Here is a 25,472-nt window from a genome sequence, read left to right on the forward strand (position 1 = left end):
AACGCGATAATTAAGTCACCTATTTTTTAATTCTCTATTGACCTTAAAGTTACTTGAAGGTTTAAACTAAGAAAAGAGAGTTGAAAAAAAGGAGCATATTAGAGTATGGAAGCAACAGAAAAATTAAGAGAAAAACCAATTAAAAGCTTATTTATTTCTTATTTAATACCAGCAGTTCTTGGAATGGTATTAATGTCAGTGAATATTGTAATTGACGCGGTTATGATTAGTAGAGGAGTTGGGGCGAACGGTTTAGCAGGAGTGAACGTGGCTATTCCAGCCTTTTCGATTTTCTTCTCTATTTCATTATGGATCGGAATGGGCGGGGCAACGTTATACTCCATTGCATTAGGTGAAAATAAACGAGAAAGAGCAAGGTCTATTTTTACTCAATCAATGACGGTAGCAGTTGTTATCGTAGGGATTTTAGCAGCGATTTGCTTATGGAGAATAGAAGATTTAGCATACTTATTTGGTGCAAACGAAGTGATTCTACCATATGCGTTAGACTATTTACACGTATTATTAACATTTGGAATGATATACGTTTTAGAAAATATTTTAAGTACATTTATACGAAATGATGGAAATCCTAATTTAGCAATGGCTGGTCTTGTTGTAACGGCTGTATTAAATATAGTGTTTGACTATATCTTTATTTTTATCTTTGGATGGGGCGTAACAGGTGCTGCCTCAGCGACTATTCTTTCGGCAGCGATTGGTTTCCTTGTATTATTAACCCATTTCTTTAGAAAAAGTAGTATTTTAAAGTGGACGAAATTTCATTTTGAATGGGATACTGTCAAACAAATTATGGTGATTGGTTTCCCAAGTTTTACAGCAGAAAGTACGGTTGCAATCGTAACGATTGGTTTTAATATCGCATTTGTCCAATATGCAGGAGAAGTAGGAGTAGCTTCCTATGCGATGGTGAATAGTATTCATGCAATGACATTACTATTATTCTTTGGTGTTGGAGCAGCATTACAGCCAATTGCTAGTTTCCATTACGGGGCAAATTTATCAGAGAGACTTCGTGAAGGATTGAAGTTTGCTGTGAAAATTGCAGTTGTCCTTGGAGGCGTTGCGATAATTGTCGGATTATTCTTCGGGAAATATATCATTGGTTTATTTGATGTTCAATCTCCAGAATTATTGGAGTTAACCTTAACAGGTATTAGTTTATTCTTTATCCAATACGTATTTTTAGGTTATAACATTGTGTATGGAGAGTACTTCCAATCAGTGCGACAAACGAAGAAATCAGTACTTATTATAATGAGCCGAGGATTACTATTTATTATTCCATTGTTATGGATTATGCCGAAACTATTTGGTATAAATGGAATTTGGCTCGTTATGCCAGTTGCAGAAGTAATGACAGCGATTATCGTATTTACGATGAATCGTATGAAACATCCTGTTCCATTAAATATGGCAGGAGAGAAAGAAGCGATATGATAAAAAATCCCCTTAAGCAATTAAGGGGATTTTCTTATTCCTTTAAACTAATAGCAAAAGATCCATCCGTTTCTTGAACAGAAGCAAAGGCAACGTTTTTAATATTTGTAATTCCTTTTTCTTTTAATTCTTTATATAACCATTTTTCATCTTTATGTATTAACTTTAAGTTATCATATTGAATTTGTGAATCGACGATAAGTGCAATTGGTAATCCAGCATACTTAACATCTATGTTTAAATCTTTTGGAGTTAATGGTACAAGTTCTCTTTTTGGTAAAATACTAATAGCGCCGTTCGCTTCTAAAATAGCGTATTCAATTTCATGAACACTTGGATATCCTGCAACGCGAAGATTAGAAAGCAGTTCTGCAATGGGGTATCTACTTTTTTGTAAGTTCTCAAAAATAATATCACCATGTTTAATTAAAATGATAGGGTGTCCGAGAATAAAACGATTTAGTTTGTTGAATAGGCTTAATTTTGTAAGGAGTAAATGTAAACATGTGATAACAACCATACCGAGAAATGCTTGTAAAGCACCAGAGACGGGTATGGCCTGGAAAGCTAAATAAGATAAAAAAATTATAGCCCCAAAATCATGAGGAGTTAGTTGCGCTAACGCGGATTTACCGAGTAACTTAAGCGATAGCAAAAATAAGATGAAAAAGAACGACACGTTACATAAAAAGAGAAGCAATAGAGACACTCCTTCGTGTAAAGTTGTACTTACTATTCCCGAAAGTAATATAAATATTACCTTTCAGAGGATAAATTAGGGTTTATTGGAATTTGTCTGTATACAAACAAATAAATGGATATTATCATGAAGGAAGTAAAAGAAAATAGGAGTATATGAATATGAGAAAGAAGAAAATAATGAAGGGCATTTTAGTTGTTATAATGATTTGCGCCGTGTATGCGGGGTTTTTACAATATCACATTTATAAGCATGGGCATATGAATGCAACATACGATGCTGATTACATAATTGTACTAGGATCGAAAGTAAATGGGACGAAACCATCTTATTCATTGCAATATCGTATTGATAAAGCAGCTGAATATTTAAAATCACATGAGAAAACAATCGCTATCGTATCTGGAGGACAAGGAAAAGGCGAAGACATTTCAGAAGCATTAGCAATGAAACAAGGACTAATAAAACAAAATATCGCAGAAGACCGCATTATAATGGAGGACAAATCTACGAGTACAGATGAGAATATTACATTCTCAAAACCGTTAATTCCAGCCGATATGAAAAAAGGTATGATCGTAACAAACGATTTTCACATGTTTAGAGCGAAAAAAATAGCGGCCAAACAAGGTTTACAATTAGAAGGTCTTCCGGCAAAAACACCGAAACCAATCATCATTCCATCGAATGTACGAGAATATTTAGCAATTACACAGTATTGGTTTATGAATCGAATATAGTGAAAGTGATCCCGTCTGAAACTCAGGCGGGATTTAGTTTGAGGAAAATCTTACAAATATGTCACGTTCGTGAAAGGTAAAGCGATAGTTTCTAGAATGATTTCCTGACATAATGAAGGTAACAAAAACTATTTAGAGGTGAATCGGATGAAAGGAAATAATATTTTATCTTCATTATGTTACTTTAGTATCTTTTTTGCACCATTTTTACTACCAATTATCGTGTACTTTGTTGCAGAAGATGAAGTGAAGTATCACGCGAAAAAAGCATTTTGGTCACATGTTTTCCCATACGCAATCTTATTTGGAGGACTAGCAGTATCAGGCATGTACGGTTTAGGTTTCAATCAATCTGACGGTGCTGGAATTGGAATGGCTATCACATATGCAGTGTTCATTCTTGTAGGAATTTACTACTTCATTTGGAATATCGTAAAAGGTATTAAAGTTTTGAAAACGGCGTAATAAGATAATTATAATTTCATTTACCGTATCGATAAACGTTTTAAAAAAGGGCAATTCAAAAAGAATTGCTCTTTTTGTGCTTATAAGTTGTGAAAATTGAAAAAGATATGTTAATTTTTCATTATGAAGAGAAAAAAGGAGTGATTTTCATGAATGAGATCATACATAAGATGGAGCAACATGTTTCAGTTCGTAAATATAAAGAAGAATCAATTCCGAAAGATGTAGTAGAAAAGATGGTGCATGCTGCGCAACATGCAGCTTCATCACATTTTGTACAGGCGTATTCTGTTATATATGTAACAGATCAGGAATTAAAGGCTAAACTAGCAGAGCTATCCGGAAATCGCCATGTGAAGGACTGTGCAGCATTTTTTGTTTGTTGTGCAGATTTAAAACGACTTGAAATTGCATGTGAAAAACATAGTACAGAGATAAAGCATGAGGGAGTAGAAGACTTTATCGTTGCGACGGTAGATGCTTCACTTTTTGCGCAAAACTTAGCACTAGCAGCAGAATCGTTAGGATACGGTATTTGTTATATTGGTGGTATTCGTAATAATCCGAGAGAAGTGAGTGAACTGCTTCATTTACCGGATAAAGTATATCCTGTATTCGGAATGACAGTCGGTGTACCAGATGAAGAACATGGAGTTAAACCACGTTTACCAGTAGCAGCAGTTCTTCATGAAAATGGATATGATGAACAAAAATATGATGAATTACTAAACGAATATGATGAAACGATGAACGCGTATTATAAAGAAAGATCATCAAACAAGAAAAACGTAACATGGACGGAATCAATGAGTTCGTTTATGTCTAAAGAAAAAAGAATGCATATGAAAGAGTTTTTAAGTGAAAAAGGATTAAATAAGAAGTGAGTAAAGAGGCAAACCTGTGATGCAGGTTTGCCTTTTTGAGAAGGAAAAATACCTAAGGCCAGAAAGTTGTTTATTCTTTCTGAACTTAGGTATTTTGTTTGTTATCATGTACATAGAAATAAAAATTAATAATTTTTTACAAAAGTGATAGAAAATGAGAATGAAATGCCAATAGTAAGTAAAAGCGGCATAATAGCCGCTTTTTATCGTTTTATTTAGTATTTGATTTGAAATATTTTCCTTATGAAAGAAAGATTATTGCTAATTGTAAACTGTCAATAAAGTTATTTAAGTTTTGATATGGAATACCCCGCCGGAAAATACAGCAATAATTTCGTTTGAACATATCTGTTATTGCACGATCTAAAGCATCTTCTATAACAAGTTCAAACTTTCAATAAGAAGATAACCCCCTGTACAACTTAAAAGAATGTACGTAAATATTTTAAAAATCCGTTGATTAAGCCATTTAAAAATAATTTGACCTATAAACAAACCTAAAAATACAATTGGAATGGCATAAAAACTTGATTCCCAAATGGTTTTGTTTGTGCCAGTAAAGAGTATTTGAGTTACTAGACTAATGAAATATATAAACAGATAAAAAGCTAATGTAGTTGCTCTTAACTTCTCTTTTTCAGTATTAGTTCCTGTAAAATAAAGTAACAGGGGTGGACCTGGCATACCGATACTTGTCGTTAAAAGACCAGATAATCCGCCAGCTATGAAATCTCTAGATTGTGTTGATCTAACCTTAACGTTGCATATTAGCAACAATGTTAATAGTAAGAGTAGGATGCTAACTGCTAATTTAAAAGTGTTTATGTTAACGGAAATGAAAATTAAAATGCCAAAAGGAACACCAACTATACTTCCAAAAATAAACCTTTTCAGTAGGACAAAATCAACGTCCATTCTTATTTTCCAAATGAGTGAAATGGAGATAATTAAAGATAAAATAATGTTTATTTGTATAGCTTCTTGTGGTAGAAATAACATAAGTAAGAAAGGGGTTGCCATTATGGAAAAGCCAAAACCTGTACTTGCTTGCAGAATAGAAGCCACTAATATAATACATATGAAAAAGAATGTGATACCCAAAACAGCCCTCCTATTTAATCAAGTTTAACTAGTTAAAGTCTATTATTTAAGTGCAATGTTTCACAAACTTATTTGTATTTTAACATAAATATCTAGTTTTTTCTCAAATAGTGTTGCCATATAAGGCTCTTTAACTAAAAAATCTGACTTGTATTTTTAAACAATTTTATTATGGGGAAACAAATAATGAATGGGATCAAAATGTATTGATTATCATTAAATTATTCACTGAGATCCCCGCGATAAAACAAGAACAGCCATATAAAACTTACAAAAATACAGCATGTAGCTAATAAACAGCCAATCATTTGAGGAGAAAGAATTTCTAACAGCCCTCCTGTAAAAAACATCGATAACTGAATAAGAGATCCGTAAATGGAATAATGGAATGAAAAAACTTTACCTATCATATTTTCGTGTGTGTATGTTTGAAGTAATGTCGTATCAAGTGGAACGATGATTCCTCCTGCTATGCGCATACAGAATAAAGTAATGATACCGATAATAAGTTGATCGGATAGAATGAATCCGAGAAAGAAAATTCCTTGTAATAAGTAGGCCCAACCGAATACTTTTTTCATTTTTTCTTTATTATGGGATATATAAAGATTAACGAGAAGGCTTCCTATCATAAGCCCAGCCCCTTGAACCGTATATAAAATCCCAATGTTCGTATGGAAAATTTTTTCGGCATAGATCGTTAGAAGTAGTTGATAAGCACCTCCAATAATCCCCCATGAAATGCCGACAAGAATTAATGTTAAAATGATTTTTGTTTGTAATATGTATGTATAACCACCTTTTATATCAGTGAAAAATGCTTTCTTCTTGTTACAAGTATCATGAGCAGGAATACTCATGTTATAAATAAAATAGGCTGAAATAAAGTATGATAGGCTATTTACTAAAAAAGCGAACTCAATATGTAAAGATTGTGCAATTACTCCGCCCAAAGAAGCCCCCATAATAGACATAAAACCATTAATTGTACTAGAAAGAGAGTTAGCAGTTACGAAATGATTTTGGTGTACGATATTTTTTAGGGTTGCTTGTTTAGCCGGTTCAAATAAACAAGAAAGTACAGATAAACATATATTAGCAATGAAAATAATCTCAATTTTATAGCCTGCGAGTAAGTATGTAAGGACTAGAATTCCCCGTGTAATATCGGTAAAAATCATAATATTCTATTTAGAGAAACGATCTACAATTCCGCCTATGAATGGACTAAGAAGAAGCTGTGGTAAACTTTTACTTATAAAAGTAAGTGCGATCATAAACGGCGATTCCGTTATGCTGTAGACAAATGTTAATAAAGCTACCGTATGGAACCAATCCCCAAGTACACTTAATGTTTGCCCATAAAATAGTTTATTGAAGTTTTTATTTGTTTTAAGAAGTGTGGAATAAGAAACTGACATAAATAGATTAATCCTTATGTAATGACGATGTTTGAATTTGTTCTTTCCACTCACTTAAATACACTTTTTCCGCTGTGGGAAGTCCAACAGGTAATTGTGCAATCAATTCTAAACTATTTCCATCAGGGTCGTTAAAGTATACGGCTGCATGTGCTAATTCCGGAAAAACAATCGGTTCAATTGGTTCCATTCCAAAGTCTTTTCGTGCTGAAATTCCTTTTTGATTTAGCCAATGAATCGCATTTTCTAAATCATGTAAACTTACTTGAAAGGCGATATGTCGTAAAGAGGGGTGATAATTCACTTTGTATTCTGTGCCTTCCCAAAGGCCGAGCCAACTCTCATTTTCTTTAATCCAAAAGAAAGCAATATTATCTCCTCTTTTATATAATTTTAGCCCTAGTGATTCATAAAAAGGTATTGATACTTTTAAGTTGCGGACAGGTAAATGTGCTTCGTAAAGACCTCTAATCATTGTAATCCCCCTTAGTAAAAATGTTTCTTATTCCATAGTAAACAATATGTTGCTAGTTGAAATCGCAAATAAGAGGGATATAAATTCATACGAAAGTATGAAAAAAAACAGCTCATATTTGAGCTGTTTTTCTATAGTTTTTAGTTCATTTTTCAAGGATAGGATATATTAATATCCGTATCCGCCGCCACCCCAACAGCTACATCCGATGATGATTAGAAGGATGAATAGTACGATAAGCAAAGCAAATCCACCGCCGAAACCAGCGCAACTTCCACCATAACTCATATGTTTTCCTCCTTTTTAGTAAGTTAATCTATATGGTTCATGGACTACTATATACAGTATGTTTTTTGTATAGAAAACGAGCCAGTCTCATTTATAATTAGACAAATGCCTGTAGATTCATTAGGATTGCATGTTAGTGATTTGTAAATAAACCTTTACGTAATTCATAATTTAGGCATAAAAAATAAAAAATTGTAAAAAAAACCATTTTCTTATTTTTTTATGAGAGAATATGTACTATAATTTTACAAGTAATATTATGGGAAAAGGGAGTTTTAGTATAGAGATGGAGATGGGACAATTAAAAAATAAAATAGAAAACAAAAAGAAAGAGTTAATTCAACTTGTTGCGAGACACGGATTGGATCATGATAAAGTTTTGTTATTTAGTCGTGATTTAGATATACTTATTAATAAGTTTATGAACATAAAAGACAAAGTGCATAAATAAAAAATTTATAGTTTTTTATATTAAGATGTTTCACAGAAAGGAGAGGACAGTAATTGGAACATTTACAGGAAGAATTGTATAAACAAATAAAAGAAGAAAAAGGTACAGTTACAATTTTCTTAAAGAGTGGCGTTAGAATAATAGGAGAAGTTGTTGGAGTGGATAAATTTACAGTTTTAATCTTAGTGGATGGAAAACAACAGCTTATTTATAAGCAGGCTATATCAACAATAATGAAATAAGACACTCTTGTTGAGTGTCTTATTTCATTATTGCTTGCATGCCTCAACATCAATGCCGGCAGCAATTAACTTCTTTTCTCCATCTTGTTCAATAATTTTTTGTAATTTAGATAAGAAAGAATCAAAGTTTGTATGCTTTGCTACTTGGAACGTCATTTTATGTTCAATTGGTAGCCACGTATCAATATCAGCTTCGTTATGCTGAATTTTTACCTCAAGTTTATCGAGTGCATTAGCAACTTTTGCTTCGTACGTTTCTTTCGCTTCAAACTCCATCCATAAGTCATATAATTCCTCGCCGAGAGAACCTGTTAACGTTTGTTTAATATTTAAAATAGCCTCCAGTTCATTTTTTTGTTTTTGTAGCTGTAATTCGTGACTATTCATTGTATCAAAAGCAGGAATATCACCAGCTTCGGCTTCGACTAGGTCGTGAATAATAACCATTTTAAGTAATTTCTTAATACTTACTTTTTGATCCAAATAAGGTTCAACTAAAATGGCCATTAGAGACATCCGCCATGTATGTTCGGCAACACTTTCTTGACGTCCGTTGGAAAGCCAGCTATGTCGCATTTCATATTTTAGTTTTTCTGCTAATGCAATGACTTGTAAAATGTTGTGTTCCATCGTGATCCTCCTCATTTATTCATACCATAATTCTAATATAGAAATGAAATGTGTCAATTTCATGAGTATATTGCGATAAACAGATGATAAGCGTATAATACATGTTATATGTGAAAACGTATTATTAAAATAAAAAAATGTTATATAAAAATGGAAAGGAAAGGGCAGAAATATGGGAGAGAAAAATCAAGTATTAGCTAGACCACAAAGAAGAAAAAGGAAGTTTGATATTTCTAGCCCAGTGGGCATTATAGTAGGTTTCATTATAGTGATAGCGGCAATTATGCTTGGTGGCGGTGGAATAAAAGCTTTCAAAAACTTTTTAGATATTTCATCTATTTTAATTGTCATAGGGGGAACAACAGCGACAATTGTTGTGGCATATCGATTTGGAGAAATAAAAAAATATACGAAAAGCATTTTTACTGTTTTACATAGAAGAGAAGAAGATTTAGAACAGTTAACGGATTTGTTTGTCGATTTTTCGAAAAAGTCTAAAAAGAACGGCTTGCTTTCTTTAGAGGTAGATGGAGAGCAAGTAGACAATCCTTTTATTCAAAAAGGAATTCGATTAATGTTAAGCGGTTACGATGAAGATGAATTAAAAGAAGTGTTATTGAAAGATATTGAAACGGAAGTGTATGAGTTAAGAAAAGGAGCAGCATTATTAGATAAAATTGGTGATTTTGCTCCAGCTTGGGGAATGATTGGTACGTTAATCGGTCTTATCATTATGCTCCAAAACTTACAAGATACATCGCAAATTGGTACAGGAATGGCAGTTGCGATGTTAACGACATTATATGGGTCTGTACTTGCGAATATGATTGCAATCCCTCTTGCGGAAAAAGTATATCGTGGTATTGAAGATTTATATACAGAGAAGAAGTTTGTAATAGAAGCAATTTCAGAATTGTATCGTGGACAAATCCCTTCTAAATTAAAGTTGAAACTGGATACATACGTATACGAAACAAAGGTAAAAAAGGTAAAAGGAGCAGCCTAATATTTCAAGGAGTGGTATGATGAGTAAAGGACCGCAAAAGGGATCGCCTCGTTGGATGACGACTTTTACAGATTTAACGATGTTATTATTAACTTTCTTTGTATTACTAGTTGCTACATCAAAGCAAGATGCAGTAAAATTGTCAAAGATGCTTGAAAAGTTTAGTGATACGGGGCAAGTAGATGCAAAAGTAATGGAAAATACAATACCGGATATTTCACATGAAAAAAATGATGAAAAAATGATTTCAAAAAAGAGAATGGATGAATTATATAAGAAGTTAAAAGCATATGTAGATAATAATGGTATTAGTCAAGTGAATGTATATCGAGAGGATACAGGGGTAAGCGTCGTTATAGTAGATAATTTAATATTTGATACAGGCGATGCGAACGTTAAGCCCGAAGCGAAAGGGATAATAAGTCAATTAGTTGGATTTTTTCAATCCGTACCTAACCCAATTGTTGTAGAGGGACATACAGATAGTAGACCTATTCATAACGAGAAATTCCCTTCTAATTGGGAGTTATCTTCAGCACGAGCGGCAAATATGATTCACCATTTAATTGAAGTGTATAATGTGGACGATAAAAGGCTAGCTGCGGTAGGATATGCAGACACAAAGCCAATTGTACCAAATGATTCACCGCAAAACTGGGAAAAAAACCGTCGCGTTGTTATTTATATAAAAGAGTAGTATATTGTTATTTTAATAATAAAATAATAAAAACACGAAAATTCTTTTAAAAAAATATTAAATTTTATCATTTTATTTTGTATAATGAGTGAGAATGATAAGGTGAAATATTAAGATATATTTATACATAGAAGGAGAGAATTAAAAAGAATGGCACATAAAATTTTAGTAGTAGACGATGCGATGTTTATGCGAACGATGATTAAAAACTTATTAAAAAGTAATGCTGAATTTGAAGTTATTGGCGAAGCAGAGAATGGGGTAGAAGCAATTCAAAAGTATAAAGAACTTCAACCTGATATTGTAACATTAGATATTACTATGCCAGAAATGGACGGGCTTGAAGCATTAAAAGAAATTATTAAAATTGATTCAAGTGCAAAGGTTGTTATTTGTTCTGCAATGGGACAACAAGGTATGGTATTAGATGCAATTAAGGGCGGGGCAAAAGACTTTATTGTAAAGCCATTCCAAGCGGATCGTGTAATTGAAGCTTTAACAAAAGTAGCAAATAGTTAATATAGAAGGGGTGCCACAAGGAATCAAAACAGTGATAGCGGATCGACGTGTGGCCCCCTTTTTTCTCATTGTAAAACACTAAATTGTTATACATAAATGAAATGTTTGTTAGACAGGTAGGGGATAAAAATGCAAACAGATCTATTAAATATATTTTTCGAAGAGTCAGAAGAACATTTACAGTCGCTAAATGAAAATGTGCTAGTGTTAGAACAAAATCCTGCTGATATGGATGTTGTAGGAGAAATATTCCGATCCGCTCATACATTCAAAGGTATGTCTGCGAGCATGGAATTTACGGAAATGGCTGATTTAACGCATAAGATGGAAAATGTGTTAGATGAAATTCGTCATGGAAATATAGTTGTAAATGCGGATATTATTGATGTGATTTTTGAGTGCATTGATAATTTGGAGAAGATGGTTGCAGATGTGCAACAAGGTGGAATGGGCAATATTGATGTAGCCTCAACTAAACAGAAATTAGAAGCATTATTGAACGGCAATGTAGAAACTCCTACGGAACATATAGAGCAAAATCATATAGACACCGATGATGCAGTTTCGCATGAAGTGCATATAACAGTTGAACAGCAAGCAATTTTAAAAGCGGTACGTGCTATTATGTGTATTGAAGCATTGCAAAATGTAGGGAATATACAAAAAACAGCTCCGAGTATTGAAGAAATTGAAGCAGATGCTTTCGGATTTGAATTTACAGTATTTATGGATACTGATTGTAGTATAGAAGAATTGAAACAAGTAGTACTTCATGTTTCTGAAATTGAGAAAGTGGAAGTAAAGCAAGGAGAACCTATATCGAAGGAAGTAGCTTCTAAAAAAGTCGTTACACAAGAAGTTGTGCAAGTAGAAGGAAAGCTACAACCAGCTGTGGCTACGCAGGTAGAATCACCAATAGAGGCAACGAATCAACCTTCAAGTGCTATGCCAGCTAAAAGTACTACAAAAACGAAAAATGCTAAAGTGGAGAATCGTTCAATTCGTGTTCAATTAGAGAAAATCGAAAGATTAATGAATATGTTTGAAGAAAGTGTAATTGAACGTGGGCGCATTGATGAATTGGCTCAAACGATTCAAAACAAGGAGCTAATTGAACATTTAAATCGATTAGGCGATATTTCAAAAGATATTCAAAATGTACTATTAAATATGCGTATGGTGCCGATTGAAACTGTGTTCAATCGTTTCCCGCGTATGGTACGTATGTTAGCGAAAGATTTAGGGAAAAAAATCGATTTACAAATTACAGGTGAAGATACTGAAGTAGATAAAATTGTTATTGATGAAATCGGTGATCCGCTCGTTCATTTAATTCGAAATGCAATCGATCACGGTGTTGAAACTGTTGAAAAACGACGTGATGCAGGTAAAAATGAGACAGGTACGATTAAATTAGAAGCCTTTCATAGTGGAAATCATGTCGTTATTCAAATTACGGATGATGGAAACGGTATTAATAAAGGGAAAGTATTAGAAAAAGCGATTAAAAATGGCGTTGTAACTGAAGCGGATGCGAATAGATTAACAGATCGTGAAGTGTTTGATCTTATTTTCCAACCAGGATTTAGTACAGCTGAAGTTGTATCAGATCTTTCTGGACGCGGTGTCGGATTAGATGTTGTAAAACATACGATTCATAGTTTAGGTGGACATTTAATTATTGATTCTGAGGAAGGAAAGGGAAGTACATTTAGAATTGAACTTCCATTAACGTTGTCTATTATTCAATCTATGCTTGTTCAAACGAATGATAAGCGTTATGCTTTACCTCTTGGAAATATCGTTGAAGCAATTCGAATTAAGAGAGAAGACATCCAATCCTTACAAGGAAAAGATGTGTTAAATTATCGTAATCAAATTATTGAAGTGAAACATTTAAGTACTGTATTTGGTGAAAAAACAGTAGATGAGGCGTTTGCGTCATATGATGGTCAAATGGTTCCTGTGTTAATTGTTCGTAACACACATCGCAGCTATGGACTTATTGTAAACACAATTATCGGTCAAAGAGAAATAGTCTTAAAGTCATTAGGTGACTTCTTTGCAGAGAGTTCTAACTATTTCTCTGGTGCGACGATTCTCGGTGATGGACGAGTGGTCCTCATTTTAAACCCAGAAGGTTTATAATAGGAATGAAGGAAAGCTCCCCACTTGTATACAATTGGGGAGCTTTTTGGCTAATCGTTACGAATCTAATAATGGATACATAGTAACGTTTTATACTAATGAGTTTGCTAAAATAAGAGTTTATATTATTTGATAGAAAAACAGAAATGAGGAGGCAGGGAAAATGCCTGAGCAACACACAAAAGGGGATACGAGCACGATTGTGCTAGAAAAAGAAAATGAGCATTTAACGCCTCAAGAATGCGATATTCTTGGCGAAATTGCAAATATATCATTTGGTTCAGCTTCGACTGTATTATCAACAATTTTAAATAGGCAAGTAAGCATTACTGCTCCTCGTATAGAGTTGGTAGATTTATATGATTCAAGAGATGTCGAAGTTCCGCATGTTGTATTAAACATTCATTTTACAAAAGGATTAGATATGGAAAACCTCCTTGTCCTTAAGCAAGATGTTGCATTGTCCATTGCTGATTTAATGATGATGGGAACAGGTGAAGTGGAGGACGGAAAAGAACTTGGTGAATTAGAGCTAAGTGCTGTACAAGAAGCGATGAATCAAATGATGGGATTCGCAGCTACATCTATGTCGGAATTCTTCCAAGATACAGTAGATATGTCTCCGCCGACGATTAAAGTTGTAAAGTTATCAGAAGAAATGGAGAAAATCTCTGAAATCGATGGGAATCATACGATTGTTAAAGTATCGTTTGATTTAAAGATAGATAATCTTGTAAACTCTAAACTTGTACAAATTGTTTCAGTTGAGCATGCGAAACAAATGGTAAATAAATTAATGCAATTATCTGGTGGAGTAGAAGAAACAGACGAACCAGCAGAAGTAGTGGAAACTGAGATTGTAGAAGAACAAGTTGAAAAAGAGCATTTAACACAAGAAGAGAAAGATGTTCTTGGTGAAATTGCAAATATTTCAATTGGTTCCGCTTCAACAGTATTATCAACGCTTTTAAATCAGCCAGTTACAATTAGTACACCAAATGTGGAAGCAATCAATGTTCGTCATTATGATGGAGTACCAGTACCATTTGTTATTTTAAATGTCGACTTTGTTGAAGGGCTAAAGAATGAGAATGTATTCGTATTTACGAAAGATGTTGCCTTAACAATGGTAGATTTAATGATGATGGGAACAGGGGAAGTTGATCCAGAAAAAGAGCTTACTGAATTAGAACTGAGCGGTATTAAAGAAATTATGAACCAAATGATGGGTCATGCTGCTACGGCAATGTCAGAAATGTTTCAAGAAAAAATGGACATGACGCCGCCAAATGTTAAATTTGTAACGTTAAAAGAAGAAATGGAATATTTGGGAGAGTCAATGGAAGTGGACGAACTCGTTCAAATTACGTTCAATCTTGAAATTGGCGATTTGCTTCAATCGAAGATGTATCAAATTTTGCCAATTTCCGAAGCGAAAGAAATGGTAAGGCGACTTCTGTATCCGATGGTGGAAGAAGAAGAGATTGCCACAGAAGAAATTGAAGAAGAAAAAATTGTAGAACCAGTTGTGCAACCTATTGAATTTAAAGAAGTAAAACAAATGGAACCAGTATATATGGACACGTCCATTCTACAAAATGTAGAAATGAACGTGAAATTTGTATTTGGAAGTACAGTGAAAACGATTCAAGATATATTAAGTTTACAAGAAAATGAAGCAGTTGTACTAGATGAGGATATTGATGAACCGATTCGTATTTATGTAAATGATGTATTAGTGGCGTATGGTGAACTTGTAAATGTAGATGGATTTTTTGGAGTAAAAGTGACGAAATCACTATAAGGCATTGAAATAGGAGTTTGAACTAGTAGATGAAAAACGTAAAGTTTTTTCTAATGAGTTGGCTATGCATACATGTGTGCTTGTTCTTCCCCTTGCAAAGTCAGGCTGAGGAACAAATTGAGTCAGATCAAAAAATAAATGAAGTGAATGTACAAGAAGAAAATAAGGAATCTCAAGAATCGTCAGAACAAGTGGAAACGAAGCAAGATGAAGAGAAACAAAAAGAAGCAGAGCAACAAGAAGTAGAACAACAAGAAGTAGCAAATAAACAATTGAATGAAAGAAAGATAGAAACGGAACAGGGAATTATTACAGTAAATAAGCCGGAGCTTAAAGTTGGCGAAGAAGTGCGAATTGCTGTAGAACCAAATGGGAAAAACATTCAAAGTATGAAAGGTATATTGCAGCTACAAAAAAATGGCGAGCAATATGCGCAAGAAAGAATACTATCTTTTGAGTATGATGAAGAAACGAAGAGCTGGGTTGCTAACTATAAAGCAGGGAATTTTGATTTGCAAGGTGATTGGAATCTTCAGCTCGTTCAAAGTTACAAAGAGAATGAGAAAGAAGAAATCGTAAAAAATGAAGTGAAAGTCCCGCTCATTCGTATTAAAAATGAAACGCCAACTATAGATAAAGAATTGCCAAAGTTACAGAAAGTTACTATTGATGAAGTAAAAGAGAACTTAGTTGAACGAAAACAGGGAGATTCTATACATATACGAGTAAAAGCGTCAGATATAGAATCGGTTGTAAAAGAAGTGCGCGTTACATTAAAAGGGAAAGAAAATAAAAAGCTTTCGTTTTTATTAGACTACAACAAGCATGATATGGATTGGCAAAAAGTATTTGAAATAACAGAAGCATTGCCGGCTGGGCCATACGAATTACTTGTAGAGATAATAGATGCAGCAGGTAATAAACTTGTTGAAGAAAGTGAATATACCATTTCTGTTTTGGCGCCAAAAAACGAAGATGATAAAAAGATAGAAGAGAAAGAGAAAGAGAAAGAAGAGAAATTAGATAATAAACTAGAAAATGAATTAGAAGATAAGAAAGAAAATGAGAAGCAAGAAGATTTGAAAGTCAAAAACCCGCTTCTAGAAGAAAAATTGCCGGTTGTTCAAATTCCGAAGCAAGATGAGAAAGTAAATAAGTTTATAAAAGAACCGTTGAAAGAGAAATTTACTTACGTTATAAAAGAGCCGTTCGAAGACAACAAGGAAGTACATAAGGCGAAGGACCAAAAAGAGAAAAATAACAAACAAGTTGTCTCTAAAAAGAAAGAACAAAAAGAAGAAACGAAAGACAAGGAAGAAGAAAAAGGTGAACAGGGAGTACAAGCTTCGGATGTATTTACTATCATGTCAGGTTTGTTCGTACTGTTTTTAGTTTTAAAGAGTAATAAAGAATGGGGCTAATTATTTCATAGTAGTGGAGGCGCTTAAATGGAGATTAAACGTACGACAATTGAAGATAAGACGCTACAACCATTAAAACAGCCTGCAGCTATTTCGGAACATGAAATCCAGAAAGAACGAAAGCGTAGCAATTTAGTGTTTACTGGACAGTCTAAAATTATTTCGAAAAATAATGAGATAGGTATTTTACTTGCAAGTTTAAGTGATGGAAAGATTATGAAGGAAATGCTTTCTAAAGAGATGGATACAGTGTTACAACTTTTTAAAAAGTTACATACGTTATCTGAAGAAGGAAAGCAATCAGAAAAAGTGTTTGAACAAGTAATTAGAAGCCTGCAAGGACTTATTAAGCAGGCGCATATAAAAGAACTTCCTTTGTTAGATGGAACATATGATTTCGCTGAAGTGCAACTATCATTTGGTAGAAAAGTACATATTCCTTTACTAGATGTAAGTGCACTCATCTCTAGAGTGGAAAGTGATTCTTCAGAAGGAAATATAAATTTGATGGTAACGGTTATTACTGCTTATATAACGAAATTGTCTAACGAAACGATTTTAATTAGCGTTACAGACCTCATTGCTAAAGATCGGGATGTAAGTGTATGGAGAGCGCTTGCGGAAATGAACATGACACAATTATCACAGGCATTGAAACAAACGATGCAAGAACATAAATGGTCTATGACGTTTCTTTTTCTCTTCATATGGATTGTCGGTATTATTTTAATTCGAGTTATGTAAAAAGGTCGTCACTCCATTGTGACGACCTCTTTTATATTTTTTCGTAGAAGAATGTATCAAATCGCTGAAGATTGTAACGTTCGGGTGTTAAAATTTGTTCCGTACTACCAACAAATAGCACACCGCCTTTTCGTAAAGAACGACTAAATTTTTCGTAAAGTTTTATTCTTGCTTCTTCTGTGAAATATATCATTACATTACGACAAATAATCAAATCATAATTTGTATCGAATGACTGCATTAAAAGGTCATGTTGTTTAAACGAGACGTTTTGTTTAATGTTTTGATGCAATGAATATAGACCATTCTCTTTTGTGAAATGACGTTCTTTCAAATCAGTAGGTAACTCCTTTAACGAACGTTCTGTATATTGAGCGCGTTTTGCGGTTTCTAAAATATGAAAATCAAGATCTGTTGCTTGAATTTCAAAACGGAATGGAGCTAGATGCTTTGATAAAATTAAAGAGAGTGTATATGGTTCTTCACCAGCAGCGCAAGCGGCACTCCATACCTTTAATTTTCCGCTATTTTGTTCGAGTAATTTTGGTAGTGCTTTCGACTCTAAAGTTTGCCATCGTTCTTTATTTCTAAAAAACTCTGAAACGTTAATTGTAATATAGTCAATAAAATTTAAAAATAAATTTTGATCAGCGCGTAATTTGTTTAAAAAATTAGTGTAGTTTTCGAAGCCTTTTCTCGAAATGAAAGCATCGATTCTACGGCGCATTCTATCTTGTTTATATGAAGCGATGTCCATATTGAATTGTTGTTTAAAACTCGCGATAAAATGATCATAATCTTGTTCAATTATCATATTTACAATGGGCACAATAATGGTATTGTGCCTCCCCCTTTACATCATACGAATTTTTTGTTCAAAGCTTTTTTTCATTTGCTTTTCATGTAATCCTGGTAAATCATAAATGACAGCATCAATACCTGCTTCTTTTGCAACATCGACAGGGATGACAGATGTATGTTTGTCACCATTATAAAAACAGAGAACTAAATCAGTGTCTTCAATAATTTGTTTAACAAAAAACATATAATCTGATCGGTAAATGGAGTCGGAAGGATGATCAAAAGCAACATATTCGGCTCCGTGTTTTTTTAAGTAATCAACGACTTCTTGAAATTCATCTGTTATTGCTGGCAATGGTTGCAGCGTGTAAAGGCATAAATTTTGAGCGAGTCTTTCATTCTCAACGAAAAAACGAAGAACCTCATTTTCAATAGATTTATAACATAATATGTAAATTTTATGTTTGTGAGCATAGTCAGTTAAAAATTTTTTAATTTCTTCTTGATCTAATGCTGTTAATTGATTTGAACCACAAAGGAAAATATTCATAGAATTGTGCCACCTCATGCTAAATTGTAACATATCTTTTATAAAAAATAACTGCAAAATATTACTGTTCAGAGTATAATTATAAATAACTGGATTTTACGATTAAGTTTAGGAAGAAATAAAAAAATAAATAGGTGATATATATGCTACGTTCTATCTCGCATAATCCAATTTTATCGCATATACCGCCTGCTACTCAAATGCCGAAAGAAGCAAATGTCAGGACAGGACTTGCATTTTCGGATAATTTGCATGCAGATCCGAAAAAAGATAAATTGCTAGAACAAATGGAAGCGTTTGTCGATAATATTGGAGAAATTAAAGAGAAAATTGAAATGGAATTAACGCTTGATAATGTAATGGAATACAAAAATACAGTAAAATCATTTTTGAATTTTTACGTTGATAATGTATTGCAGTATAAAGATGTCATGTCTCGTCACCCGCGTTACGGATATTCACAGAAAATGACGATTGTGAAACAGGCAGAAATGGGATTGAATGAATTAGAAGATGTTATGAATTTAATTAATACGAAAACAGGACATTTAGAAATGTTAAATCAAATTGGAGAAATCCATGGTTTAATTGTGAATTTAGTCTTGTAAAAGAAAGGAAGCTATATGTACATACAATTATATGAAAAACTCGTTATTATTCAAAAAGCGTATGAAAATATTCAAGCGCTTGGAGAGCAAATATATGAGAATTTAAAAAATAAAAATGTAAATGCAGTTCAAAAGTTGCAAGTAGAGCAATTGCAGTACATTGATGGTTTAAAAGGGTTATCAAGCTCATTTGAAGAAATGGTTGTTCAGTTCTGTAAAGAACAAGGGGTTGAATCGTTTCGTGTAAGTGCGTTATTTTCGTATTTTTCTCAAGAAGAAATTGAAAAAATGGAAGAATTACAAAAAAACGCAACTGAATTAGAAGAGAATGTAAAAATGATTCTTTTGAAAAATCAATATTACTTAAACGTACTATTAAAAACTACAGAAAGTATTGTGGATTCTGTTTCTGAATATAACTTAGAGCGAAACAATAATTCGCAAATCTTTATGAATGAACTATTGTAAAGGAGAAGTGAAGCTATATGAGATTATCTGATTATAATACACCGCTATCGGGCATGTTAGCGGCTCAAATGGGGTTACAAACAACGAAACAAAACTTGTCTAACATTCATACACCGGGTTATGTTCGTCAAATGGTGAATTACGGATCTGTTGGAGCAAGCAATGGTCATACGCCAGAACAGAGAATTGGTTACGGTGTACAAACGCTAGGTGTTGACCGTATTACTGATGAGGTAAAAACGAAGCAGTTTAATGATCAATTATCTCAGCTCTCTTACTATAACTACATGAATTCAACTTTATCACGTGTAGAGTCTATGGTTGGAACGACAGGGAAGAATTCATTATCTAGTTTAATGGACGGTTTCTTTAATGCCTTTCGTGAAGTAGCAAAAAATCCAGAACAACCAAACTACTATGATACATTAATTTCTGAAACTGGGAAGTTCACTAGTCAAGTAAATCGTCTTGCGAAAAACTTAGATACAGTGGAAGCGCAGACGGCAGAAGATATTGAAGCGCATGTTAATGAATTTAATCGTCTGGCTGCTAGTTTAGCAGAAGCGAATCATAAAATTGGACAAGCGGGTACACAAGTGCCGAATCAACTTTTAGACGAACGAGATCGCATCGTTACAGAGATGTCTAAGTATGCAAACATCGAAGTATCTTATGAATCTATGAATCCTAATATCGCGAGTGTTAGAATGAATGGTATTTTAACAGTAAATGGACAAGATACATATCCACTTCAATTAAATAAAGAAAAAGACCCAATGTCAGTTGAGATTTACGGTTCAGAAATCTCTGTAACTAGCGGAGCGATAAAATCAGCGATTGATACGAAAGCGAAGATTGTTGATTATAAAAAAAATCTCGAAGACTTAATGAGTTCAATGAAAAATCAAGTGAATACAGTGATGGGAAAAGATTTCTTCGTTGGAGATTATGCGAAAGAGATGAAGTTAAATCCAGAATTCCAAAAAGATGTTTCGAAAATGAAAATGTCTGCTGAAACAGCAAATAAACTAGCAGCAGTTACAGATGACGATTATAAAGAAGGTCTTTCTTATAAACAAGCATTAGACCAATTTATAGTTCGTGTTGCATCTGATAAAAGTGCAGTAAATGGTTATCAAAAAATTCATGGCGACTTACTAGAAGGTATTCAACAAGAAAAAATGAGCGTTGAAGGTGTAAATATGGAAGAGGAAATGGTAAATTTAATGGCCTTCCAAAAATATTTCGTCGCAAACTCTAAAGCTATTACTACGATGAATGAAGTGTTTGATAGTCTATTTTCGATTATTCGATAAGTGATAATAATTGATTGGAAATATATAAGGAGGAGATAGAAATGAGAGTATCTACATTTCAAAATGCAAACTGGGCAAAGAATCAGTTAATGGATTTGAATGTGCAACAACAATACCATAGAAACCAAGTAACTTCAGGGAAGAAAAATCTTCTTATGAGTGAAGATCCACTTGCAGCGAGTAAATCATTTGCGATTCAACATTCATTGGCGAATATTGAACAAATGCAAAAAGATTTAGCTGACTCAAAAAATGTATTAACACAAACTGAAAATACTTTGCAAGGTATTTTTAAATCTTTAACGAGAGCAGATCAATTAACGGTACAGGCATTAAATGAGCCAAATGGTGAAAAAGAATTGAAAGCCATCGGTGCAGAGATTGATCAAATTTTAAAACAAGTTGTATATTTAGCGAATACGAAAGAGCAAGGTCGTTATATTTTCGGTGGTGATAGTGCAGAAAAGTCACCATTTACAGAAGATGGTACGTACCAGGGTGGACAAAATGATGTGAACTGGCAACTAAATGACGGTTATGAGTTAAAGGCATTTCGTAACGGAGAAGCATTATTATCCCCGGTTATAAAAACGTTAAAACAGATGAGCGAAGCGATGCAAAAAGGTGACCAAAAAGCGTTACAACCGTTATTAGGAGAAAATAAGAAAAACTTAGATGGCATCATTAACCGTACAACTGAAGTTGGTTCAACAATGAACACAATGGAGACGTTTAAAACAATTTTAAGTGAGCAAAATTTAGCGCTTCAAGAAAACCGTAAAGAAATTGAGGATGTTGATTTAGCGGTCGCAATTTCTGACTTGGCATATATAAATGCGACGTATGAAGCGACACTTAAAGCAGTTAGTACGATGAGTAAAACGAGTATTTTAGACTACATGTAATCTACAAGGAGTGAGAAAAATGGCAGGAACAACGATGACAGGTATTGGTGGTAGACAACAAATTTGGAACCTCGGAAATAATATGATCGATACTTCTAACCTAGTAGAATTAGAAATGCAAGCGTTAGATATGAGAAAAACACCATATACGAAAGAAAAGAACGACCTTACAAATGATAAATTATTATATACAAGTTTGAAGTCAGAATTTAGTTCTTTCACACAAACGTTTAAAAACTTAGCGGCTTTTAAAGGAAATGAGAAAAAAGTAACGACAACACAAGACGGTTATATTAATGTAAAAGCAGATGGTGGTGCGATTGCAGGAACTTTTAATATGACAATTACACAGCTCGCGCAACGTCATCAAATAGCTTCTAATGAAATTAAAGATATAAATGCGAAACTTCCTAAAGATGAAACATTAAAACTAGGCGATAAAGAACTAAAAGTAACAACTGATATGACATATAAAGATTTAATTAACAAAATTAATGATGGAGATTATGGTGTATCAGCTTATACACTTGGAAATAAAATTTTCATGACCTCTAAAAAAGAAGGGGCAATGAATGAAATTAAATTAGAAAAGACACCGCCTAATGTACTTACAGATTTGTTTTATACGAAAGTGGAAGGTACAGATGAGAATAATCAACCTACGACAGAAATGAAATTAAATACTATTAACGAAGCGCTAGATGCAAAATATAGTATTAATGGTGTTGAGGGAAAAAGTGATAGTAATACAATTGACGCATTACCAGGTGTGAAAATTGAGCTATTGAAAGTAACGGAATCAAAGGTGGAAAATAAACCAGAAGATGGAACAGGTACAAATGCAGATCAAAAAGCAAAAGGTATAGATCTAAAATTTACAGTAAATGACTCAAACGTAACAGACGCATCGAATGTTATTAAAAAAATGGTAGCTGATTATAATAAAGCTGTTTCTACAGTAGATATCTTTGCTGGAAAAGGTGGAGCTTTCCAAGGTCAAGCTATTATGCAAAGTGTACGTCAGGCAATGAACAATGTCGTAACATTTTCTCAAGATGGTAATTATTTATTCACATTTGGTATTCAATTAAAGCAAGATGGAACGATGGAAGTTAATGATGAAAAATTAACACAAGCATTAAAAGAAAAACCCGATGCAGCGAAGCAATTTTTCTTTAGTTCTAACGGTTTAGGAAAAATGATGGAAGAACCGCTTGATAAACTATTCGGTGATAAAGGTGTAGTCGGCGAGAGAGTTAAAAACATTGACTCACGTGTAAGTGATTTAGATAAAAAGATTAAAGATATTGAGACGCAAAACTTGCAAAAGCAAGATGAAATCGTGAAGAAGTATCAAAAGCTAGAGAGTACATTGGCGGCGCTTGATAGCCAACTCAAAACAATTAAAGCAATGACAAAACAAAAAAGTGATGATTAATGAAAGTTGAGGAAGTGATCGTATGCAAGCATGGCAACGTTATATGCAAAATGATATTATGACGAGTAATCCGATTAAAAATACAATTTTTATTTATGAAAGATGTATTGTAGAGTTTCGTAATTTAGAAGAACTTTTACATACTTTTAAACTACAAGAAGGGGACGCACTTCTTGAAAAATTAGAACGTATTTTTGAAGAACTAAAGCTTCAATTAAATCCTGAGATTACGAAAGATTTATATGATAGTCTCTATGGTTTATATGATTGGATTAGCATTCAAATTCAAACGATGAAAGTAACGCGTGAAGCGAAAGATATTGATGCAATTGTGAAAGTGTTACAAGATTTAATAGACGGTTACCGCGGAGCACTTGAAAATGAACAATGATATTTATCGGACGTTTGTCAGCTGTTTTAATGAAATCGGTGAATTGCAAGTGTCAGACAGAGAGTTTGCTGAGAAGAGTGAGATGTTAAATCGCTGGATGATGACATTGGATGAAGAAACGCGTGCACAAGTTGCAGCAGAAGTAAGCCCGTTCATTATTAAGGCAGCACAGCATATTCGGGATAAGCAAAAGATTTTGGAAGAAATGATTATGACAAATGATGGGCGAATGAAGGCTAATTCATTTTACGGTAAATATTAATAATAACGTCTGGAAACAGGTTCCCCTTTTAAAAGGGGGTCTATTCCTTCGTTTACATAAAGAACCCGCTGATTGAGGTTTCATTTTATGACTGTGATAAAATAATAATTGTAATCTAAATAATAGAAAAATGGACTTTAGTTTATATATTGAAATGTTCTATAGATTACTGTGTGTATACAGTTTTTTGCATTCTTTTTTATATTTTTATATTTTTCTAAAGACAACAATGAAAAAATGGAATAAAATATGTAAGGGTACATAATAGTAAATATTTTAATAAATGCATATAAGAAAATAAATAATGAAGTGAAACTTCTATCAGTGGATCATTAAGTTAGAAAAGGAAGGGTGTGGAATATGCCAGATTTAGTGAGTGATGTAAGCCATTATATGAATTATTTAGTGACGAAACGAAATACGGTTTCTAGTAATATTGCAAATGCGAATACACCTGGCTATAAAGCACAAGATGTAACATTTGCTGAGCAGATGAATAAAAGTAGTGCATTATATAAAAACAATGCGGCTGATTTAAAGAGTAATCCAGATTTATATCAAACGAATGAAATGCACTTGCCGACAGTAAATACGAAAAATACATATGCAAAGATTCAAACAAAATCAATGCAAACGAATAAAGACGGAAATAGTGTGGATGTAACGACAGAAATGCTAGATTTAATGAAAGCAAATCAGTTATACGGTATTTCAGTTAACGCAATTAATACACAATATGCAATTAACCAAGCGGCACGCGGACGTTAAAAGTAGAAGGAGAGACAACGGATGTTTCAGGCAATTAATGCAAGTGGCTCAGGACTAACGACAGCGAGAAAGTGGATGGAAGTTACTTCTAACAATATTGTAAATGCAAATACGACGGCGGCTCCGGGGGCAGATTTATATGAGCGTCGTAGTGTGGTGCTAGAATCAAACAATAGTTTTGCAAGTATGCTAGATGGGGCTCCTACTAACGGAGTAAAAATAAAAAGTATTGAAGCAGACAAAACGGAAAATTTAGTGTATGATCCGACGCATCCGCACGCAAATGAAGAAGGATATGTACGTTATCCCAATATTGATGTAACTGCTGAAATGACGAATGTAATGGTTGCTCAAAAAATGTATGAAGCGAATACGAGTGTATTAAATGCGAATAAAAAAATGCTTGATAAAGATTTAGAAATCGGCCGAGGATAAGGGGGAAGATAGTAATATGAAAATTCAACCAATGTTACATACACAACCATTTGGAGCAATTCAGTCAATTGGTGCACCGAAAACTTCTCAAACATCTGTAGTTGAGGGGAAAAAGTTTATTGATTTATTGGAAGATATGAATCAAACGCAAAACAATGCGCAAACAGCAGTATATGATTTACTAACTAAAGGGGTAGGAGAAACACATGACGTTTTAATTCAGCAAAAGAAAGCTGAGTCTCAAATGAAAACAGCTGCTCTCGTACGTGATAATCTTATTGAAAATTATAAGTCACTAATTAATATGCAAATTTAGGAAAGTGGACGGGTGTG

The 25,472-nt window shown here is 33.5% G+C and carries 30 protein-coding genes and 1 pseudogene; 23 read left to right on the forward strand and 8 right to left on the reverse strand.

The features are described 5' to 3' along the window. The first annotated feature begins 105 nt into the window (after positions 1 to 105). A complete protein-coding gene (locus D1166_RS14765) occupies positions 106 to 1,461 on the forward strand; it encodes an MATE family efflux transporter (RefSeq protein ID WP_000388390.1) in 1,356 nt (451 codons plus the stop codon). A gap of 34 nt (positions 1,462 to 1,495) precedes the next feature. On the opposite strand, the gene D1166_RS14770 is transcribed toward D1166_RS14765, so the two are convergent. Further along, positions 1,496 to 2,161 carry a DUF421 domain-containing protein gene (locus D1166_RS14770; protein ID WP_000923922.1) on the reverse strand — a complete coding sequence of 222 codons (666 nt, stop codon included), beginning with the start codon at positions 2,159 to 2,161 and terminating at the stop codon, positions 1,496 to 1,498. A 161-nt stretch (positions 2,162 to 2,322) separates the two neighbouring features. On the opposite strand from D1166_RS14770, the gene D1166_RS14775 reads away from it, so the two are divergent. From D1166_RS14775 to nfsA, 3 genes are all read left to right on the forward strand, one after another. After that, positions 2,323 to 2,901, forward strand: coding sequence for a YdcF family protein (locus D1166_RS14775; protein ID WP_001227676.1), 579 nt, complete (start codon positions 2,323 to 2,325; stop codon positions 2,899 to 2,901). Between the two features lie 147 nt (positions 2,902 to 3,048). Beyond that, entirely contained in the window at positions 3,049 to 3,366 is a 318-nt protein-coding gene (locus tag D1166_RS14780) for a magnetosome magnetite crystal formation protein family (RefSeq protein WP_000678055.1), read from the forward strand. Between the two features lie 149 nt (positions 3,367 to 3,515). Then, entirely contained in the window at positions 3,516 to 4,250 is a 735-nt protein-coding gene (nfsA, locus tag D1166_RS14785; RefSeq protein ID WP_001002392.1) for an oxygen-insensitive NADPH nitroreductase, read from the forward strand. Positions 4,251 to 4,625: 375 nt separating this feature from the next. Here the strand turns inward: nfsA and D1166_RS14790 are convergent, their stop codons facing one another. The 4 genes and pseudogenes from D1166_RS14790 to D1166_RS14805 form a co-directional block, all read right to left on the reverse strand. Then, entirely contained in the window at positions 4,626 to 5,351 is a 726-nt protein-coding gene (locus D1166_RS14790) for a sulfite exporter TauE/SafE family protein (RefSeq protein ID WP_000513080.1), read from the reverse strand. 221 nt (positions 5,352 to 5,572) lie between these two features. Further along, positions 5,573 to 6,772: pseudogene (locus D1166_RS14795) on the reverse strand (MFS transporter). A gap of 7 nt (positions 6,773 to 6,779) precedes the next feature. Further along, on the reverse strand, positions 6,780 to 7,247 hold the full coding sequence (locus tag D1166_RS14800) for a VOC family protein (RefSeq protein ID WP_000617953.1): 468 nt from the start codon (positions 7,245 to 7,247) through the stop codon (positions 6,780 to 6,782). 168 nt (positions 7,248 to 7,415) lie between these two features. Further along, on the reverse strand, positions 7,416 to 7,535 hold the full coding sequence (locus D1166_RS14805; protein ID WP_000120179.1) for a YjcZ family sporulation protein: 120 nt from the start codon (positions 7,533 to 7,535) through the stop codon (positions 7,416 to 7,418). Between the two features lie 232 nt (positions 7,536 to 7,767). Here D1166_RS14805 and D1166_RS14810 point away from each other — a divergent pair, with 232 nt between their 5' ends. Beyond that, entirely contained in the window at positions 7,768 to 7,986 is a 219-nt protein-coding gene (locus D1166_RS14810) for an aspartyl-phosphate phosphatase Spo0E family protein (RefSeq protein ID WP_000291688.1), read from the forward strand. 53 nt (positions 7,987 to 8,039) lie between these two features. Beyond that, positions 8,040 to 8,228: an RNA chaperone Hfq gene (gene hfq / locus D1166_RS14815; RefSeq protein ID WP_000400664.1), complete on the forward strand. Its 189-nt coding sequence runs from the start codon at positions 8,040 to 8,042 to the stop codon at positions 8,226 to 8,228. A 27-nt stretch (positions 8,229 to 8,255) separates the two neighbouring features. On the opposite strand, the gene D1166_RS14820 is transcribed toward hfq, so the two are convergent. Continuing rightward, positions 8,256 to 8,858, reverse strand: a complete 603-nt coding sequence (locus D1166_RS14820; protein ID WP_097856429.1) for an HD domain-containing protein — start codon at positions 8,856 to 8,858, stop codon at positions 8,256 to 8,258. A gap of 172 nt (positions 8,859 to 9,030) precedes the next feature. Here D1166_RS14820 and D1166_RS14825 point away from each other — a divergent pair, with 172 nt between their 5' ends. The 7 genes from D1166_RS14825 to D1166_RS14855 all read left to right on the forward strand — a co-directional run bounded on the left by D1166_RS14825 (position 9,031) and on the right by D1166_RS14855 (position 17,197). Next, complete coding sequence (locus tag D1166_RS14825) at positions 9,031 to 9,864, forward strand: flagellar motor protein MotP (RefSeq protein ID WP_000504185.1); 834 nt, start codon at positions 9,031 to 9,033, stop codon at positions 9,862 to 9,864. Between the two features lie 19 nt (positions 9,865 to 9,883). Next, entirely contained in the window at positions 9,884 to 10,561 is a 678-nt protein-coding gene (locus D1166_RS14830; RefSeq protein ID WP_000033627.1) for an OmpA family protein, read from the forward strand. 150 nt (positions 10,562 to 10,711) lie between these two features. Continuing rightward, positions 10,712 to 11,080, forward strand: a complete 369-nt coding sequence (locus D1166_RS14835; RefSeq protein ID WP_000940568.1) for a response regulator — start codon at positions 10,712 to 10,714, stop codon at positions 11,078 to 11,080. 129 nt (positions 11,081 to 11,209) lie between these two features. Beyond that, positions 11,210 to 13,228 (forward strand): chemotaxis protein CheA, encoded by a 2,019-nt coding sequence (locus tag D1166_RS14840; RefSeq protein WP_001192611.1) that lies wholly within the window; start codon positions 11,210 to 11,212, stop codon positions 13,226 to 13,228. 163 nt (positions 13,229 to 13,391) lie between these two features. Beyond that, entirely contained in the window at positions 13,392 to 15,032 is a 1,641-nt protein-coding gene (locus D1166_RS14845) for a flagellar motor switch protein (RefSeq protein WP_001115010.1), read from the forward strand. 29 nt (positions 15,033 to 15,061) lie between these two features. Further along, the gene (locus D1166_RS14850; protein ID WP_097856430.1) at positions 15,062 to 16,453 is read left to right on the forward strand and encodes a transglycosylase; all 1,392 of its coding nucleotides are present in this window, start codon (positions 15,062 to 15,064) and stop codon (positions 16,451 to 16,453) included. Positions 16,454 to 16,480: 27 nt separating this feature from the next. Beyond that, entirely contained in the window at positions 16,481 to 17,197 is a 717-nt protein-coding gene (locus D1166_RS14855) for a hypothetical protein (protein WP_097856431.1), read from the forward strand. Between the two features lie 31 nt (positions 17,198 to 17,228). Here D1166_RS14855 and D1166_RS14860 read toward each other — a convergent pair whose 3' ends face one another. Together D1166_RS14860 and D1166_RS14865 are read right to left on the reverse strand one after the other, a co-directional pair. Further along, complete coding sequence (locus D1166_RS14860) at positions 17,229 to 18,011, reverse strand: CheR family methyltransferase (RefSeq protein WP_000582874.1); 783 nt, start codon at positions 18,009 to 18,011, stop codon at positions 17,229 to 17,231. A 39-nt stretch (positions 18,012 to 18,050) separates the two neighbouring features. Next, positions 18,051 to 18,548 (reverse strand): hypothetical protein, encoded by a 498-nt coding sequence (locus tag D1166_RS14865; protein WP_001020105.1) that lies wholly within the window; start codon positions 18,546 to 18,548, stop codon positions 18,051 to 18,053. A gap of 143 nt (positions 18,549 to 18,691) precedes the next feature. On the opposite strand from D1166_RS14865, the gene D1166_RS14870 reads away from it, so the two are divergent. The 10 genes from D1166_RS14870 (at position 18,692) to fliE (ending at position 25,455) form a co-directional block, all read left to right on the forward strand. Continuing rightward, positions 18,692 to 19,156, forward strand: coding sequence for a YaaR family protein (locus D1166_RS14870; protein ID WP_000946323.1), 465 nt, complete (start codon positions 18,692 to 18,694; stop codon positions 19,154 to 19,156). A gap of 15 nt (positions 19,157 to 19,171) precedes the next feature. Next, positions 19,172 to 19,624 carry a hypothetical protein gene (locus D1166_RS14875; RefSeq protein ID WP_097856432.1) on the forward strand — a complete coding sequence of 151 codons (453 nt, stop codon included), beginning with the start codon at positions 19,172 to 19,174 and terminating at the stop codon, positions 19,622 to 19,624. 17 nt (positions 19,625 to 19,641) lie between these two features. Beyond that, on the forward strand, positions 19,642 to 20,940 hold the full coding sequence (gene flgK / locus D1166_RS14880) for a flagellar hook-associated protein FlgK (RefSeq protein WP_001239711.1): 1,299 nt from the start codon (positions 19,642 to 19,644) through the stop codon (positions 20,938 to 20,940). Between the two features lie 41 nt (positions 20,941 to 20,981). Then, on the forward strand, positions 20,982 to 21,845 hold the full coding sequence (locus tag D1166_RS14885; protein ID WP_001266405.1) for a flagellar hook-associated protein 3: 864 nt from the start codon (positions 20,982 to 20,984) through the stop codon (positions 21,843 to 21,845). Between the two features lie 19 nt (positions 21,846 to 21,864). Next, positions 21,865 to 23,283 (forward strand): flagellar hook-associated protein 2, encoded by a 1,419-nt coding sequence (locus tag D1166_RS14890; RefSeq protein ID WP_097856433.1) that lies wholly within the window; start codon positions 21,865 to 21,867, stop codon positions 23,281 to 23,283. A 22-nt stretch (positions 23,284 to 23,305) separates the two neighbouring features. Further along, positions 23,306 to 23,674 carry a flagellar export chaperone FliS gene (locus D1166_RS14895; RefSeq protein ID WP_001149516.1) on the forward strand — a complete coding sequence of 123 codons (369 nt, stop codon included), beginning with the start codon at positions 23,306 to 23,308 and terminating at the stop codon, positions 23,672 to 23,674. Then, a complete protein-coding gene (locus D1166_RS14900) occupies positions 23,664 to 23,936 on the forward strand; it encodes a hypothetical protein (RefSeq protein ID WP_001058088.1) in 273 nt (90 codons plus the stop codon). The genes D1166_RS14895 and D1166_RS14900 overlap by 11 nt, the downstream gene beginning before the upstream one ends. Positions 23,937 to 24,296: 360 nt before the next feature. Then, positions 24,297 to 24,704, forward strand: coding sequence for a flagellar basal body rod protein FlgB (flgB, locus tag D1166_RS14905; RefSeq protein WP_001113109.1), 408 nt, complete (start codon positions 24,297 to 24,299; stop codon positions 24,702 to 24,704). Between the two features lie 21 nt (positions 24,705 to 24,725). Further along, positions 24,726 to 25,139 (forward strand): flagellar basal body rod protein FlgC, encoded by a 414-nt coding sequence (gene flgC / locus D1166_RS14910; RefSeq protein ID WP_000484680.1) that lies wholly within the window; start codon positions 24,726 to 24,728, stop codon positions 25,137 to 25,139. A 16-nt stretch (positions 25,140 to 25,155) separates the two neighbouring features. Then, complete coding sequence (fliE, locus tag D1166_RS14915; RefSeq protein WP_000701672.1) at positions 25,156 to 25,455, forward strand: flagellar hook-basal body complex protein FliE; 300 nt, start codon at positions 25,156 to 25,158, stop codon at positions 25,453 to 25,455. Positions 25,456 to 25,472 lie beyond the last annotated feature (17 nt).

This window comes from Bacillus sp. ISO11 (genome assembly GCF_003458115.1).
In the GTDB taxonomy this organism is placed as follows: domain Bacteria; phylum Bacillota; class Bacilli; order Bacillales; family Bacillaceae_G; genus Bacillus_A; species Bacillus_A cereus.